This window comes from Rhodospirillales bacterium, from assembly GCA_023898785.1.
Taxonomy (GTDB): domain Bacteria; phylum Pseudomonadota; class Alphaproteobacteria; order Micavibrionales; family Micavibrionaceae; genus TMED27.
In genome coordinates this window covers 898,941-914,486 of record CP060239.1, presented here as the reverse complement: position 1 = coordinate 914,486, position 15,546 = coordinate 898,941, and the positions used below count along the sequence as shown (strand labels likewise).

General features: G+C 50.2%; 15 protein-coding genes and 1 pseudogene. 6 read left to right on the top strand and 10 right to left on the bottom strand.

Annotated elements, in window-relative coordinates:
• Positions 1-13: 13 nt before the first annotated feature.
• Positions 14-631, top strand: a complete 618-nt coding sequence (gene rpsD / locus H6859_04755) for a 30S ribosomal protein S4 (GenBank protein ID USO06491.1) — start codon at positions 14-16, stop codon at positions 629-631.
• A gap of 33 nt (positions 632-664) precedes the next feature.
• Here rpsD and H6859_04750 read toward each other — a convergent pair whose 3' ends face one another.
• On the bottom strand, positions 665-1,366 hold the full coding sequence (locus tag H6859_04750; protein USO06695.1) for an RNA methyltransferase: 702 nt from the start codon (positions 1,364-1,366) through the stop codon (positions 665-667).
• A 215-nt stretch (positions 1,367-1,581) separates the two neighbouring features.
• On the opposite strand from H6859_04750, the gene H6859_04745 reads away from it, so the two are divergent.
• Complete coding sequence (locus H6859_04745; protein ID USO06490.1) at positions 1,582-1,812, top strand: hypothetical protein; 231 nt, start codon at positions 1,582-1,584, stop codon at positions 1,810-1,812.
• A gap of 116 nt (positions 1,813-1,928) precedes the next feature.
• Here the strand turns inward: H6859_04745 and H6859_04740 are convergent, their stop codons facing one another.
• A complete protein-coding gene (locus tag H6859_04740; GenBank protein ID USO06489.1) occupies positions 1,929-3,275 on the bottom strand; it encodes a glutamate--tRNA ligase in 1,347 nt (448 codons plus the stop codon).
• A 239-nt stretch (positions 3,276-3,514) separates the two neighbouring features.
• Between H6859_04740 and H6859_04735 the strand changes: the two genes are divergently transcribed.
• Entirely contained in the window at positions 3,515-4,057 is a 543-nt protein-coding gene (locus tag H6859_04735) for a hypothetical protein (protein ID USO06488.1), read from the top strand.
• Here H6859_04735 and H6859_04730 read toward each other — a convergent pair.
• Complete coding sequence (locus H6859_04730) at positions 4,048-5,676, bottom strand: NAD+ synthase (protein ID USO06487.1); 1,629 nt, start codon at positions 5,674-5,676, stop codon at positions 4,048-4,050. The genes H6859_04735 and H6859_04730 overlap by 10 nt on opposite strands.
• Before the next feature lies 1 nt (position 5,677).
• On the bottom strand, positions 5,678-7,069 hold the full coding sequence (locus H6859_04725; protein USO06486.1) for a 3-deoxy-7-phosphoheptulonate synthase class II: 1,392 nt from the start codon (positions 7,067-7,069) through the stop codon (positions 5,678-5,680).
• A 175-nt stretch (positions 7,070-7,244) separates the two neighbouring features.
• Between H6859_04725 and H6859_04720 the strand changes: the two genes are divergently transcribed.
• Complete coding sequence (locus tag H6859_04720; protein ID USO06485.1) at positions 7,245-8,417, top strand: hypothetical protein; 1,173 nt, start codon at positions 7,245-7,247, stop codon at positions 8,415-8,417.
• An 8-nt stretch (positions 8,418-8,425) separates the two neighbouring features.
• Here the strand turns inward: H6859_04720 and H6859_04715 are convergent, their stop codons facing one another.
• On the bottom strand, positions 8,426-8,947 hold the full coding sequence (locus H6859_04715) for a hypothetical protein (GenBank protein ID USO06484.1): 522 nt from the start codon (positions 8,945-8,947) through the stop codon (positions 8,426-8,428).
• Between the two features lie 54 nt (positions 8,948-9,001).
• Here H6859_04715 and H6859_04710 point away from each other — a divergent pair.
• A pseudogene (locus H6859_04710) lies at positions 9,002-10,107 on the top strand (IS3 family transposase).
• 126 nt (positions 10,108-10,233) lie between these two features.
• On the opposite strand, the gene H6859_04705 reads toward H6859_04710, so the two are convergent.
• The 4 genes from H6859_04705 to H6859_04690 are packed head-to-tail and all read right to left on the bottom strand — an operon-like array spanning position 10,234 to position 14,199.
• Positions 10,234-11,016 (bottom strand): FAD-dependent oxidoreductase, encoded by a 783-nt coding sequence (locus H6859_04705; GenBank protein ID USO06483.1) that lies wholly within the window; start codon positions 11,014-11,016, stop codon positions 10,234-10,236.
• 2 nt (positions 11,017-11,018) lie between these two features.
• Positions 11,019-11,903, bottom strand: a complete 885-nt coding sequence (locus tag H6859_04700) for a lysophospholipid acyltransferase family protein (protein ID USO06482.1) — start codon at positions 11,901-11,903, stop codon at positions 11,019-11,021.
• Complete coding sequence (gene lpxK, locus H6859_04695; protein USO06481.1) at positions 11,900-12,907, bottom strand: tetraacyldisaccharide 4'-kinase; 1,008 nt, start codon at positions 12,905-12,907, stop codon at positions 11,900-11,902. Before lpxK ends, H6859_04700 begins: the two co-directional genes overlap by 4 nt.
• Positions 12,904-14,199 carry a 3-deoxy-D-manno-octulosonic acid transferase gene (locus H6859_04690; GenBank protein USO06480.1) on the bottom strand — a complete coding sequence of 432 codons (1,296 nt, stop codon included), beginning with the start codon at positions 14,197-14,199 and terminating at the stop codon, positions 12,904-12,906. The genes lpxK and H6859_04690 overlap by 4 nt, the downstream gene beginning before the upstream one ends.
• A 136-nt stretch (positions 14,200-14,335) precedes the next feature.
• On the opposite strand from H6859_04690, the gene H6859_04685 reads away from it, so the two are divergent.
• Complete coding sequence (locus H6859_04685) at positions 14,336-14,623, top strand: hypothetical protein (protein ID USO06479.1); 288 nt, start codon at positions 14,336-14,338, stop codon at positions 14,621-14,623.
• Positions 14,624-14,650: 27 nt separating this feature from the next.
• Here the strand turns inward: H6859_04685 and H6859_04680 are convergent, their stop codons facing one another.
• Positions 14,651-15,541 (bottom strand): hypothetical protein, encoded by an 891-nt coding sequence (locus H6859_04680; protein USO06478.1) that lies wholly within the window; start codon positions 15,539-15,541, stop codon positions 14,651-14,653.
• Positions 15,542-15,546: the final 5 nt, after the last annotated feature.

Here is a 15,546-nt window from a genome sequence, read left to right as displayed (position 1 = left end):
AAGGACCTTAATTATGAGTGGTAAGCGCATATCCGCAAAACATAAAATTGACCGCCGTATGGCTTGTAACCTGTGGGGGCGGACCAAATCTCCTTATAACCTTCGCCAAAAAGGCCCGGGCATGCACGGCGAACGCCGCGGCAAGCTCTCCGACTACGGTCAGCAGTTAATGGCCAAGCAAAAGCTTAAAGGCTATTATGGCAATATTGGCGAGAAACAATTTCGCAGTTACTATAAAGAAGCTGACCGTATGCGCGGCGACACAGGTCAAAACCTGATTGGCTTGCTGGAGTGCCGCCTCGATGCGGTTGTTTACCGTGCGTCTTTTGTGCCTACGGTTTTTGCGGCGCGTCAGTTTGTAAACCATAAGCACGTAACCGTGAATGGTAAAATTGTGAACATTCCGTCTTACCAAGTGAAGCCTGGCGATGTGATTGAAGTGCGCGAGAAGGGAAAAGCTATTCCTATGGTTATTTCTGCAACCCAGCAGCCTGAGCGTGAAGTACCTGAATATGTGGATGTTGACCTGAAAGCGATGAAAGCAACGTTCCTGCGCATTCCGGCTTTGGAAGACGTGCCATATCCGGTGCAGATGGAACCGAACCTGATCGTCGAATTTTATTCACGATAATCAGGTTTCAAAACCGAGAATTCAAAGAGCCGCTTATTTTTCAGCGGCTTTTTTCTTGCCAATCAACACCGAAACAATCCCTTGCAGCGTATTGATTTCCTGCATACTGAGCTCCGAACGGGTGAAAATATTACGGATATTACGAACCATCGTTGGCTTGAGGTCTTTCGCTGTAAAGAAGCCGCCAGCTTCCAGTTCACGCTCCAGCCGTTTAAAAAAGTTTTCACAATCTTCTTGCAGAGCAGGGGGGCTGTCTCCCGTGTCCATCACGCGCCCGGATGTATCATCAGCAGCCTGAAACAGCTCATGCGCCATCAACAAAACCGCTTGCCCGAGATTGAGAGAAGAAAACTCCGGATTGGTCGGCACCTGAATAATGTATGAGCATAGTGCAACCTCATCATTGGTCAGCCCTGTGCGCTCGGCCCCAAACACAAAGCCAATTTTCTGACGGTTCTGCAAGCGCCCCCGCGCATCTTTGGCGGCTGTCCGCGGTGTAAGCACAGGTTTGATCATATCGCGCCGCCGCGCCGTTGTAGCATAAGCCAGTTGAAGGTCGGAAATGGACTCGCCCAGCGTATCAAAGACGCCCACGGGCGGCATCCGCTCCAGCGCGCCTGAGGACATATCAATCGCACGTTGGTTCGGCCAGCCATCTCGAGGGTTCACAAGCCGTAAATCGGTGAGACCGAAATTCAGCATCGCCCGCGCCGCTGCGCCGATATTTTCCCCCATTTGCGGGTTTGTTAAGATGATTGCCGGGCTGTTATAGACCACTTTTTACACCAGTTCCAATAAGCGTTTATGAGCTTAAAATATTGAAAAACAAAAGAGAATCAAATTAAATTTTACAGATTTACATAAATTTGTTAGCTTTTGTTAACACTTCATTAAGAATTGCGATTTAAAACGCTATGCCACCAATGCATGAGCGTAAAGGAGTAAAGAGGATGTACGCCAAAATTAGAGATTTGCTAACAAGCGCAGAGCAGACTTTTAACATTATCGAAGAATATGCTGCGCTTAGCCCTAAACGGAAAGTTCTGGTTTGTGATCATTTCTTTATCGAAGGCCATGAAATATATGAAAACACAGTGCGTTTGCTCTGGCCCGAGGCCACAAAGGCCGACATGAAAAAGCTCAGTAATTTTTTGATTTTGCTCAAAAGTACATCGCATTAAGAATAAGGTTTCACCCAAAACTAAGGTTTAAAAGGGGTTTTTTTAAGGGTCCACATCAACGGGTGAAACCAAAGCCGCCTGCCGCTTCCCCTATCCCCACAAGGCAGGTGGCTTTTTTATGCCGCTTTTTTCGCAGAGAGGCGCTCTTTGACTTTATCCGGTCCAATGAGCAGCAAAAGCTTATCCAGCTCCGGCCCGTGATCCATCCCCGTGATCGCCTGGCGCAACGGCATGAACAGCGCCTTGCCCTTACGCCCCGTATCTTCTTTCACGGCCTTTGTCCATTGCCCCCAGGTCTCTGGTGACCAAGGCGTTTCAGGCAGCAGGCTCAGCGCTTGCGCAATAAACTCCGGCTCTTCAATAACCGGCTGCACCGGGCCGTTGGCCACGCTCCACCAGTCCTGAATATCGCCGATTTTCTCAAGGTTGGCCTTCACCGCCTCCCAAAACTCTTCATCCAGATCGGGCAACCCCATTTCTGCCAGACGCACATTCACAGCCTCAAACGGCGTGTCGTGAATAATTTTGGCGTTGAGACGGAAAATTTCGGCCGGGTCAAATTTTGCACTGGCGCGGGAGAATTTGGAAAAATCAAAACTCTCGACAAGCGGCTCAAGACTGGTAAAGGCTTCAATCGGATCGGACGTGCCCAGACGGGCGAGTAGGCTGCTCACCGCCATCGCCTCCAGCCCTTCTGTTTCGCGCAAATCCCGAATGCTCAAAGAGCCCAGGCGCTTGGACAGCTTGCCGCCTTCGGCATCGGAAATCAGGGCATTATGGGCAAATTCCGGCGGAACTGCGCCCAGCGCTTCAAACATTTGGATATGCGTCGCCGTATTAGAGACATGATCCTCCCCGCGAATGATATGCGTAATGTCGAAATCAATATCGTCAATCACCGAGCATAGATGATAAAGCGGGCTGCCATCCTCGCGGATCACGACAGGGTCGGACAAATCACTGCCGTTAAACTTTACTTCGCCGCGAATATGGTCGTTCCATTCAATCGGCTCATGATTGAGCTTGAACCGCCAGTGCGGGCGTCGCCCTTCGGCTTCATATTTGGCGATTTGTGCATCGGTGAGGGAGAGCGCCGCCCGGTCGTAAATCGGCGGCTTGCTCCGGCTGAGCAAGGTCTTGCGCATCAAGCCCAGCTCTTCCGGCGTTTCATAGCACGGATAAATGCGCCCGGCTTCCTGCAGTTTGGCAATCTGTTCCTGATAGCGCGCCAGACGGTCCTTCTGGTTGGCCTTTTCATCCCAGTTCAGCCCCAGCCACATCAGGGAATCTTCAATCGCCAGCTCATATTCGACCTTTGAACGCTCCGGGTCCGTATCATCAATGCGCAGCAGGAACCGTCCGCCTTGCGAACGGGCAAACAGCCATGTCATCAGGGCTGTGCGTGCATTCCCAACATGCAGCATACCGGTGGGGGAAGGGGCAAAACGAACTTTTACAGACATCTTTTTCTTTCTTTTTATAAAAACACAGCAATCACAGCGCGTTCAGAGATGGTCTTTGAATTTACAGTTTAAAAAACAAAACCTTATCCGCATTCTTTTATTATTTTTGGAATTTAAATACAAGGAAAAGCGCGCTGTGTCTTCGCTGTGCGCGCTGTGTTTTTTATTCCCCTGTTGACAGAATGCCTTCGCGTCTTTATTTGTCATAGCGTTTAATGCGTAACATAAGGTGAATAAAAATGTCAGAACAAACGGAAGAAAGAATTATTCGGCTAGGGCTAAGGGGAATGGTCTATGGTCAGGCAACAGAAGATCAGCCCTATGGTTCCTACGGTTATGATTTAGAAGGTGAAGGCCCACGTCGTGCCACTATTCATGTGGTCGCCTCTCTGGCGGATTTGTATAACCAAGTAGCAGATAGGGATGTTCTTCCTGCTGTGGAAAGCCCCAGTTGTGAAGTCGATGTGTTTAGTGCAAGACATAAAGGGGACGTTGTTAAAAGAGTTGTCAGGGATGGCCCTCCGGTAGAGTTGAGGTCTTTCTCGCGTGACGGCGACGATCAGTCAGGTGTAAATTTGTTTGTTTTTCCGAAAATGGGCGATGAGAACCAACTGGGCATCGCAGGCTTTAATTATGCCGCTCGTTTGACTCCTCCCATAAAAGGGGCAGGAAACGTTAGATTGATTGAGCATTTTACAAGACTTAATCCTATACAAACGCAGAAGGAAATTGAGGCTGCGTTGTCTTCTATGATCGACATTGCCCACAACGCTCATTCCTGATTGGAAAAGAATTTATTCGTAATCGGATAGCGCCGGTCACGGCCAAAGGCCCGGCGCGTGATTTTGACTCCCGGCGGAGCTTGGCGGCGTTTATATTCCGCTCTGTCTAACATCGCCCAAACCTGCTTAACGGTGGCTTCATCATGTCCGCGCGCGCAAATCTCATCCATGGCCATATCATGTTCGATCAAGCATTCAAGAATATCATCGAGCTCTTCATAGGGCGGCAGGCTGTCCTGATCTCTCTGGTTTTCTTTGAGCTCTGCCGTTGGAACCTTGGTCAGAATATTTTCAGGAATGACAACGCCGCCCGGCCCCAGTGCACCGGTTGGTTTATGCGCATTTCGCCATTTCGAAAGCGCGTACACTTGCATCTTATAGAGGTCTTTCAGGGCGTTAAACCCGCCATTCATGTCGCCATACAGCGTTGCATACCCGACCGCCATCTCGCTCTTATTGCCCGTCGACAGCGCCATATTGCCCGATGCATTGGACAGTGCCATCAGGATCAGCCCGCGCACCCGGCTCTGCATATTTTCATGCGCAATGCCTGACAGGCCCGGAATAATGCTGGTAAACGCTTCCATGGCCGCGTCAATCGGCATGGTTTCATAAGGGCATCCCAAAGCATTGGCGCAGTCTTGTGCATCAATCAGGCTTTCCTCAGAGGTGAACGGGGAGGGCATCATCACGCAATGTACGCGCTCCGGCCCCAGCGCATCGACCGCAATCGCCGCCGAAAGCGCGCTGTCAATCCCACCCGATAGGCCCAGCAGCACGCCCGGAAACCCGTTCTTTTCAATATAGTCTTTAAGCCCCAACACCAAGGCTTTATACAGCTCTTCTTCCGGGCTGAATTGCGGCACGCTGTCTGGGCAAGACAATCTTCTACCGGAAAAAGTAATCCCATGGGTTTCTTCGGTAAATTCAGCGGCCTGAAACACGGCGTTGCCTTCACCATCCATCACAAACGAACCGCCGTCAAACACCAACTCATCCTGCCCGCCGACCTGATTGACGTAAAGCAGGGGTAGACCGGTTTCACCGGCGCGCGCGCGGGCAATATCAAGGCGCGTTTCATCTTTGGTTGTTTCAAACGGGCTGGCATTGGGCACAATTAAAAGCTCTGCGCCTTCGGCCTTAAGATGCGCCGCCACATCCGCATACCACATATCTTCGCAAATCAGGATGCCCAGCCTATACCCGCGAAAGTCAATCGGTGCGGGCAGGGGCCCGGCCTTGAAAATGCGTTGCTCGTCAAACACTCCGTAATTGGGTAAATGATGCTTGGGTTGAACAGCAACGATCTGACCATTTTCAATCAGCAGCGCCGCATTATAAACCTCATCCTCAATGCGCCACGGGCAGGAAATCAGCGCTGCCGATTTAAAGTCTTTGCTTTGCTCACAAATTGATTCAACAAAAGAATGTATGGAATTGATAAAGCTCGGTTTTAAAACGAGATCCTCAGGCGGATATCCGCACAACGCCATCTCGGCAAACACCACTAGATCGCTTTCAGACTCGTCCCATACATCAAGTATTTTCTCTGCATTTTCGCGCAGATCTCCTACGGTTGGATTAAGCTGAGCAAGGGTGAGTGTGAGGCTCTCAGGCATCTTACTCGGCAGCCGCCGCCGTAACAGGTTGCGGTTGTTCGCTCTGACGTACAGCCTTAAGTTCATCGGCAATCAAAAAGGCAAGCTCCAGAGCTTGATTAGCGTTCAGGCGGGGGTCACACGCTGTGTGATAACGGTTCGAAAGATCTTCATCGCCAATCGCCTCGGCGCCGCCGACACATTCTGTTACATTGGCGCCGGTCATTTCAAAATGTACGCCGCCTGGATGCGTGCTTTCGGCTTTATGCGCGGCAAAAAATCCACGAACCTCGGCCAGGACATGTTCGAAGTTCCGGGTTTTGTAACCTGAATCAGCCTTGTAGGTATTGCCATGCATTGGATCACAAGACCATACAACGCTGCGTCCCTCTTCTTTGACTTTACGCAGCAACGGAGAAAGTTTGTCCTCAACCTGCTCATGGCCCATCCGTGCAATCAAGGTCAGGCGGCCGGGAATATTCTCAGGGTTTAAGACATCTATCAGGCGTATGAGTTCATCGGACTCTAATGCTGGAGAACATTTTAGGCCCAGCGGATTTTTAATCCCGCGTACAAATTCAATCTGTGCATGATCTTCCTGATGCGTCCGGGCACCGATCCACAGAAAATGTGCGCTCGTATCATACCAGTCTCCGGTCAGGCTGTCTTCGCGGGTCATCGCTTGTTCGTAATTCAGATGCAGCGCTTCATGAGAAGTATAAAAATCTGTCTGTTGAATGGCTGGGACGGTCTCGGATGTAACGCCACATGCCGCCATAAACCGTAAAGCATCATCAATACGGCTTGCCAAATCTTCATAGCGTTCCTTGAGCGGACTGTCGGAAACAAAATCCAGATTCCAGCCATGTACACGGTTTAAATCCGCATAGCCTCCTTTGGCAAAGGCGCGCAAGAGATTAAGGGTGGATGCCGCTTGATGATACGCGCGGATGAGGCGCTGCGGATCGGGGATGCGCGCTTCATGCGTGAATTCTGCGCTGTTGATATTATCGCCACGATAGCTCGGCAAAGTTACGTCACCTTGCGTTTCCGTATCGCTGGAGCGCGGTTTGGCAAATTGCCCGGCCATTCGTCCGACTTTAACAACCGGCAAAGATCCGCCATAAGTCATTACCACAGCCATTTGCAACAATACGCGGAACGTATCGCGAATATGATTGGCGCTGAATTCGGCAAAACTTTCGGCGCAATCTCCACCTTGGAGCAGAAATCCTTGCCCCTGTGCCGCTTGCCCAAGGCTGTGCTGCAGGCTACGCGCTTCTCCTGCGAAGACCAGTGGCGGAAGGGCGCTGAGTTCTCCCTCGACAGCCTCCAAAGCTGCCAGGTCCGTATATTCCGGCATCTGCTTGATGGGCTTCGTGCGCCAGCTTTCAGGATTCCAACCTTGTGTCATGCTTAAAACTCCATTGATCACACAATATATAAGACAAAAATTTATAAAGGAAACCGAAGCTTTGCGCAAAGCCTAACTGATATACAACGTATAATTGTATTTTTATTTTTTACAACGGTCTTAAAACACCGTACAATGTAACGAGGTAAGAAATTTGACCGGAAATCGGACGGCTATGATCAGTTTTTTTCGCGCAAAAATATCAAAAAATGAACATTTGCAATCACTTAATTCTTTAAGGTCTATACTAAAGGATGAGGAGATTGGCGATTGGTCCCGTGCCGTAGAACTGACGACGGTCCTAGACGACGTTTGTAAAGCGTTTGATAAAGATGTGAAATCTCTCGAGACATACGAAGAATGTATTTTTCCTGATATGAATAATGCAACAGCGACGACAGCAGATACTGTTGAGTATCTGCGCGAGTGGCATGTCATAGGAAATGCGCCCTCGTTGCCGGCAATGATGGCCGTGTCCTGTGGGGTTTTCGGGATTGAAAGCCCAGACCATGTGCAAACATTGCTGATGGCTGGAGTGTTGGGTGAGGTTGAAAATGATTTGCCATACCATAATAATATGCATTTCAAAAAGGTCGCGTTGCAGACTATGCGCATGATTGCCGTGCATAATGATATTTTTGAAGGCACAGCCAGAGCGTTCGGTCCGAAAGAAATAACGATGCTGCTCGCCGCCGCCTGCATTCATGATCTTGATCACGATGGGCTGGGAAACATGATTAAGGGCAATTTTTATCAGGGGCGCCTGGAACGCCGCGCCCATGAGATTGTGGTGCCGTATTTTCGTGCAACCGGAATGGATGAAGAATCTTTAACGCTGCTCAAATCAATGCTGCTGGCGACGGATGTTTCACCGTTAGGGAGTGTGACCAACCCGCTGCACCAAATGAAATCAGCTTATCGGCGGCACTATAAAGGTGAAAAGGGACTCCATAATACTTTACATCTTGATGAGGAGCTGGAGATTTTTGAGTTAAACCCCATGGCAGCGCAGATGGCATGTTTGCTGCAAGAAGCTGATATAGCAACATCTGGAGGGTTGGATTACACGGTCACGCAATATGAAACCGTACAGATTTATACGGAAATAAAACTCTACGGGGCGCGCCCCAGCCACGTTCTGGATTTTCTTGATAAGGTTTGCCAGCGTTGCTTTTTAACGGATGCTGGGCAAAGACTCTTCGGTGCGAATATGGCGCGAATCTGTGCCTTGGCTGAAGAGGATTACGCCAACGGAGACGAGCCGTTTCCAAAAGCGCAGCATACCGATTTTATTCTCGGAACGTCTGCTAATAAAAGCTGTAAAACTGATCCCTCCCGCCTTAACTAATCTTGTCATTAATCTCGTTTCGTCCGCATCAATACAAATTCTTCAGCCGAAGTCGGATGGATCGCCATGGTCCGGTCAAAGTCAGTCTTGGTTGCACCCATATTTATCGCCATCGCAAAGCCTTGAATGATTTCCGGTGCATCCAGGCCCATCATATGCAGACCTAAAACCCGGTCACTGTCCTGATCAACAATCATCTTAAGGAATGAACGTTCATCCCGGCCTGTAAGCTGGTGTTTCATTGGCTTGAACGAAGAGACATACACATCAATTTTATGGCCATGATCCAGCGCATCTTTCTCGCTGATTCCCACTGTGCCAATCGGCGGAGATGAAAACACCGCTGTGGCAATATTATCGTAATTTACGCAGCGCTCCGGCTGGTTGTTAAATAATCGGTCAGCCAGAACATGGCCTTCCTGCACGGCCACTGGCGTCAAGTTATGATGATTCGCAACATCTCCCAGAGCATAAATATGCGCAGCCGAGGTTCGGTAATTCTCATCAATTGCAATGAGAGGTGGCCCCAAGAATTCGGACAGTGAGTTAAGCTACGATCTATGACCGAAGGAGGGTCATGGATTATGAGCAAGACAAGGAAGAACTACCCGGCGAAGTTTAAAGCGCAGGTTGCGCTGGCGGCGTTGCGGGAGGACGCGCCGATCACGGAGCTGTCATCCCGTTACGGGGTGCATGCGACGGTCATTCACCGTTGGAAGAAGGAGGCTCTGGCTGCGCTGGAGGCGGGTTTTGCGGGCAAGCTGGAATCGCGAGCGGACGCGCATAACGCCGAGGTCAGGGACTTGCACGCCAAGATCGGACAGCTGACAGTGGAACGTGATTTTTTAGCCGATGCCTCCGCCCGGTTGCGGTCCGGGGGCGGCAGGAAATGGTAGACCCGTCCAATGACAATATCGGCATCGCGGCGCAGTGCCGGTTGCTGGGGATCAGCCGCTCTGGCTGGTATTACGAGCGGCGCGGGGAGAGCGCGGACAATTTGGCGCTGATGCGGCTGATTGACGCGCAATTCCTGCAAACCCCGTTTTACGGGTCCCGTCAGATGGCCCGGCATCTGCGCCGTCAGGGGTACGAGGTAGGCCGCACCCGCGTGCGGCGTCTGATGCGCCTGATGGGAATCGAGGCGGTCTATCAAAGGCCGCGCACTTCGATGCCGCATCCCGGCCACCGGATTTATCCCTACCGGCTCAAGGGGCTCACGATCACCCGCCCGAACCATGTATGGTGCGCGGATATCACGTACATCCCTGTCAAACGCGGGTTTTTGTATCTGGTAGCGATCATGGACTGGGCCAGCCGGAAGGTGCTGGCCTGGCGGCTGTCGAACACGATGGAAACGCGCTTTTGCGTGGAGGCGCTGGAGGAAGCCATCGCCCGCTACGGGCCGCCGGAGATCTTCAATACCGATCAGGGCAGCCAGTTCACGGCGGACGCGTGGACGGGCGTCCTGAAAGAAAACGGGATCGCGATCTCGATGGACGGCAAGGGCCGCTGGATGGACAATGTGTTCATCGAGCGGCTGTGGCGGAGTCTGAAATATGAATGCGTGTATCTGAACGCGTTCGAGAGCGGCCTGCAAGCCAGGCGGGATATCGGGCGCTGGCTGGCGTTTTACAACGCGCAGAGGCCGCATTCGGTATTTGATGGACAAACCCCGGACGACGTTTATGATGAACGAAATTTTGTTTCTCCGGCCTCGGGCTTGCCGCCTCCGCCTAACGGCTCCGGCGGCCGCGCCCTTCACCCGGAGAAACAAAACCACAGGCAGGCGGCATGACAATAACCAACCGATCGTAGCTTAACTTCGCCGCAAAGCTGGCCGAAGAACCGAGACCACCTCTGTATAAACAATAAAGCCGTTCTCTCCCTTACGCTCGACGCGCGTAATATCGCAGTTAAATCGCAGGTCAACGCCTTGCTTGGCCATCTCATCAGCCAGGCTGCGCGCAATATCGCGATCAAAACCACGCAAAAACAGCTCTCCACGGTAAAGCAGGGTAACGTGCGCACCGATGCCGTGCAGAATATGTGCAAATTCCACTGCAATGTAACCACCACCTTGAATGACTACCTTTTCAGGCATTTTCGGCCAGAAGAAAACGTCATCCGATGTCGCCATCAATTCTCCGCCTTCAATATCGGGAAGGCGGGGGCGGCCGCCAACGGCAATCAGAATTTTATCGGCGCTAACCTGCCGTTTGCCAACTTCAAGTGTGTGGTCATCAATAAAGCGGGCGCGTCCGCTTAAAATCTCCACACCGGAATTTTCAAGTAAATTCTTATAAATCCCATTGAGTCTACTGATTTCATTATTTTTATTATTGATCAATGCCCGCCAATCAAAGCTGCTTTCTGCCGGTGCGTCCCAGCCAAACCCCCGCGCATCTTCAAAATGCCCCGTATAATCGGAGGCATAGGCAAACAGCTTCTTCGGAATGCAGCCCAGATTAACGCAAGTTCCGCCAAGAGCCGATTTCTCTGCAACCCCAACCTTTGCGCCGTGCCCGGCAGCGATGCGTGCTGAGCGCACCCCACCGGAACCTGCCCCAATTACAAAATAGTCGTAATCATAATCAGCCATTTTTATGAATCCTTCCACCGCCTATGTAGCCACAGCCATTGCTCCGGCGTTTCAAGAATAAATTCCTCTAACACGGTATGCGCATCTCTGATGACATCCTCAATGGCGCGCGGCTTGCCATCATCTTCAAACACCGTCAAAGGTTCATAAACACTAAGGCTAAAGCTCGCGCCGTCAAGGCGGCGGTTGCGAATAGGCACAAGCGCACAGCCATATTTCTGCGCAAGCTGGACAAAAAACGGATTGGTCATCGCCTCGAGGCCAAAGAAGGGAACGCTAACGCCCTGATTATATTTTTGATCGATCAAAATGCCTAGCGTCCGGCCGTTTTTGATTGTCTCTATCATGGCTTTCCCACCTTGACGGGATTTGGAATAGGCAGGTAAACGCCCCCCAAGAGTGCGCGCACGCATCAAAAGTTTATCGCTCCACGGATTGTTTGGTGCGCGGTAACTTAGGGCCACTTTTCGTCCGGCTTGCAGCAGCACTGCCGCGCCATTAATTTCCCAGTTTCCTAAATGCGCACCAAAGAAAATTGCTCCATTGGGATTATTCAAAGCGTTTTGTAAATTGTCTTGCCCAATGATTTGGGTATGGCCCAGAGCCAGAGTTTCCAGATGAGGGTACTCGGCAATCACACGCCCTAAATGCTCCCACATTCCGGCGATGATCTCATCGCTGCATGTCTCGGTAATATCAGAAAAAACGCGGTTCAGATTGTGCCGTACTTTACGGGATGCGGCTAGTTTAGGCCCAATGCTCCGGCCGATCCACCCGCCCAGATTTGATGCCGTTTCGGCGGGCAAAACTAGAAACACCAGAAACAAAACGGCAAGTCCAAAAGCCTCGCCTGCGTAACGAAGTTGTTTCAGAAAATCATCCGTCATAGTTGTGGTTTCAGATGTTTTTGAATCAGTTGGAGGAGGGCCTTTTCATTATCCCAGCACATCTCAACAGGCAATGTTTCAACAGCAACGCCTTCAATATGCGGCAGACGCAGATAATCCTTCTCGGTCGTGATCAGGCGTGCACCTAAGGATTCTGCCTGTTTGTGCAAGGCTCTAAGGTCTGAAATTTCATAAGGGTGATGGTCGCTAAACGCACTCTCGGAAACAACATTCATGCCCAGCGTGCCTTTAAGATAACAAAAGAATTTTTGCGGATATCCCAGCCCGGCAAAGGCCAGATACTTCGTTTGTGTATCAATTTGGGCAGAAGCGCTTGGTTTAAGTTGCGCCTGGATTAACGGGATGCTATCAGGTAAGCCTTGCAAAGCATTGCGGCGATCCTCGCCGATCAATATAACGCCATCCGCCATTGAGTAATTTTCATCCAGAGGCTGGCGCATTGGTCCGGCAGGTAGCAGGCGTTTGTTACCAAAGCCCATTTCACCATTGACCACCACCAGCCGAAGGTCTTTGTGAATACTCGGATTTTGCAATCCGTCATCCATGATAATTAAATCTGCATCGTTTTCCAACGCCATTTGTGCGCTGGCTGCCCGGTCGCCGCCGACATAAGTCGGTGCATGTTGTGCAAGAATGAGCGCTTCATCGCCAACATCCCAGGCCGTATGAATTTTTGGGTCCACACGCATCGGCCCGATTTCCGCACCGCCATACCCGCGAATGAGAAAGGCCGGATTTTTGGCAATTCCATGGGCTTTCAGAGTTTTGAGCAAGGCGATGGCTGTGGGTGTTTTTCCTGTTCCCCCCGCAACGAGATTGCCGATGCACAAGACCGGCACACGGGCTTTATATGGCCGTTTCATAATATGGTGTATATCGTACAAAAACCTGTAAACGGCCGCCGCGGGAATCAAAAGCCGTTCGACCGCAGGAGGCTTGCTCCCTGCAGGGCGATACCAAAAGCTCGGGGTTTTCAGCGTCATGCAGCCTTCCTGCCGATTTCAAGAGTATCAAGGGTAGGGCGCAAAGCCTCTAAAACAGTTTCGAGAACTTGCTCCTTGCGCCGGGAAAAATCATACGCTTTTTGTTGTAGGACTTCAATTTTCTCCGCGTTTGTAAGCAAATCATATAAATGACTTTCCAGTTCTTCTGGCGTGCTTAGGCGCATCGCCGCTCCATATGCATCCATTTCATCAAAGATTTCCTGTAAATTTTGCACGTTAGGGCCGTGAAGCACAGCGCAATGAAGCTGGGCGGCTTCAATTGGGTTATGTCCGCCGCCGCCATCATCACTAAACGAGCGCCCAATAACAGCCACCGGGCAAGCGCGGTAAAACAGGCCAAGCTCGCCCATAGTATCGGCAATATAAATATCCGTATCATCACCAGGCAGGGTTTTATCCCCGCCACGAAAAACAATATTCAACCCCAGCCCATCCAGATCTTGCGCAATGGCCATGCGCCTTTCAGGATGACGGGGGATAATAATGCTAAGAAGGTTGGGGATACTGTTTTTCAGGCGGGCGTGAATTTGTGCTGCTATTTTCTCTTCACTGGCATGAGAACTGGCATAAACCCAGCATGGTCGGTTAATAAACGCGCTATTGATGGCCTTTAAGGCGGCCTCATCACAGGGCAGGGGAGCAGCGCTGTATTTCAAATTATCACTGACCTGCACGTTTTGCGCGCCTAAACGACGATAAAAAGATTCATCTTTATCTGTTTGGCATAAAATCAGCGTAAAACTGAGTAAAATTTTACGGCTTGCTCCCTTTAAAAGCTTCCAGATTCGAAAAGAACGCGGAGAAAGCCGTGCATTGATCAAAATAGCGGGTATTTTACGGGCTTGAATAGCCAGCAGCATATTCGGCCATAGCTCAGATTCCATCCATAATATTAAATCTGGCGACCAATGGTTTAAAAAGGCTTCCACCCATTCAGGATTATCAACCGGATAATATTGATGAAACGCGCCTTCAGGTAGCGCTGTTTCCATCATTTTCGCCGAACTTCGCGTTCCTGTAGTAACAAGAACCTGCACCCCCTCATAGAGCGCAAGAAGCTTGTGAATAAGGATAAGAGCAGATTGCACCTCACCAACACTGGCCGCATGGACCCAAATCAAGCGCCCCTTAGGGCGCGGGCATTGCACCACTCCCAAACGCTCATCAAAGCGCGAAGAGCTTTCCTTACCCGCCCTTTGACGCCTTTTAAGATACGCCGTGATCAAAGGCTTCGCCGCGCGCATGCTAAAGCTGTAAAGAGAAAGTACCATGAAAACTTAACTTATTTTCTGTTATCGTAACACTTGGTTAGGATCTTTGGTTTAGAGTGAAGATATAAGGGCTGGAGCCCTTTTTGGCAATTCCTAACTGCATGGAAGGCTTGAAAACTAACCGGGATGTTTTTGTATGAAACGCATATATCGTAAAAGAAAATCAAAGAAACTGCGCGAAGATACGCTGCAGCAGCTGCAAAAAACGCGTATGCATTTCGAAGAGGAATATCCTGAATTGTTGGAAAAAGCGCGCAAGGCACTAAAGCAAACCGGTCAAACACCAAAATCTGAAGGTGTAAACATTGCCGATGAAACGGTCGATCGTAAAAAGACGCTGGAGGTTGTTTTGAAATATGCGGCAACCCGGACGGGTAAGCAAAAAAACAACCTGAAACAAGAACTCTCTAAATTCCTGAATTAGAAATTAACCCATCGAAGAAGTTAATTTCTAATTTTTACAACTCCCCGAATTCTGTCCTGTAGGCTCATAGTAACACCCAGGCACAACGCAGACATATTCGTTATATTTTGATACGCCACCGGAAGTCCGTTCGATCACGAGACCTGTCTTGATCTTTGATGCAAACTGCCCATTGGCAGAGCCACAGCCTCCGGAAGGAAAAATAAGACCGAAATAGGTGATAACATCATCTTCCGTCCAGGGTGTTGTAGCGGTTTCAATGGCCTTATCCTGCTCTGCTTTAAAGTTGGCGGTCTTCGGGCAGCGCGTTGGAAGAAAGCGTTTGTCTGCTTGGGCATGATATTGGTCAAAGGTAAAAAAACCGTCCTCAGCCGCTGTATGAATGAAATCCATACATTTAGCTTGTTTCCAAACCTGATCCATGACGTTACAAGTGTAATTTCCTGGACTTATGCTGGCAGGTAAATTAACGCCCGATCCGGTTCGCCCGCCTAAAAGAGTATGATTGAAATTAGCGGTATCATACGCATCCATAGGGGCTGCAACAAGTCGGCTAAGTGTAGTGCTCATATTGCCTGGAACACCGCCCCAACGGTTTGTTCCGGTGAACATCTTGCCTGCAGCGACAGGAGGGCCAGCATGATCAGCCAATTCTTTCAAATAACCGTCAAAGCAAGTATATTCCAAAACACTGTCAGCCTTAAAAATCAGATTTTGATTTTGAGTAATTTCACGCTGCGCCTCCAGCCACGCACGCGATTTAAGCGATTCATAATATTCCGGATCACATGGGTCAGGTGCAAAAAGCCCCGCCGCCTGCGCGGCAGAAACGCTGATAAAACCAGCTAAAGCCGCTGCAAACAATACCTTAAGCAGTTTAATGTCTAATTTCATATCGCGTCGAATATACCGTATCATTCACT

Excerpts from the sequence above, each read along its gene's own strand:
- H6859_04705 (USO06483.1), bottom strand. The coding sequence starts at position 11,016 with ATGGCTGATTATGATTACGACTATTTTGTAATTGGGGCAGGTTCCGGT.
- H6859_04730 (USO06487.1), bottom strand. The coding sequence starts at position 5,676 with ATGCCTGAGAGCCTCACACTCACCCTTGCTCAGCTTAATCCAACCGTA.
- lpxK (USO06481.1), bottom strand. The coding sequence starts at position 12,907 with ATGACGCTGAAAACCCCGAGCTTTTGGTATCGCCCTGCAGGGAGCAAG.
- rpsD (USO06491.1), top strand. The coding sequence starts at position 14 with ATGAGTGGTAAGCGCATATCCGCAAAACATAAAATTGACCGCCGTATG.
- H6859_04745 (USO06490.1), top strand. The coding sequence starts at position 1,582 with ATGTACGCCAAAATTAGAGATTTGCTAACAAGCGCAGAGCAGACTTTT.
- H6859_04700 (USO06482.1), bottom strand. The coding sequence starts at position 11,903 with ATGACGGATGATTTTCTGAAACAACTTCGTTACGCAGGCGAGGCTTTT.
- H6859_04680 (USO06478.1), bottom strand. The coding sequence starts at position 15,541 with ATGATACGGTATATTCGACGCGATATGAAATTAGACATTAAACTGCTT.
- H6859_04750 (USO06695.1), bottom strand. The coding sequence starts at position 1,366 with ATGGGGGAAAATATCGGCGCAGCGGCGCGGGCGATGCTGAATTTCGGT.
- H6859_04740 (USO06489.1), bottom strand. The coding sequence starts at position 3,275 with ATGTCTGTAAAAGTTCGTTTTGCCCCTTCCCCCACCGGTATGCTGCAT.
- H6859_04725 (USO06486.1), bottom strand. The coding sequence starts at position 7,069 with ATGACACAAGGTTGGAATCCTGAAAGCTGGCGCACGAAGCCCATCAAG.
- H6859_04735 (USO06488.1), top strand. The coding sequence starts at position 3,515 with ATGTCAGAACAAACGGAAGAAAGAATTATTCGGCTAGGGCTAAGGGGA.
- H6859_04685 (USO06479.1), top strand. The coding sequence starts at position 14,336 with ATGAAACGCATATATCGTAAAAGAAAATCAAAGAAACTGCGCGAAGAT.
- H6859_04690 (USO06480.1), bottom strand. The coding sequence starts at position 14,199 with ATGGTACTTTCTCTTTACAGCTTTAGCATGCGCGCGGCGAAGCCTTTG.
- H6859_04720 (USO06485.1), top strand. The coding sequence starts at position 7,245 with ATGATCAGTTTTTTTCGCGCAAAAATATCAAAAAATGAACATTTGCAA.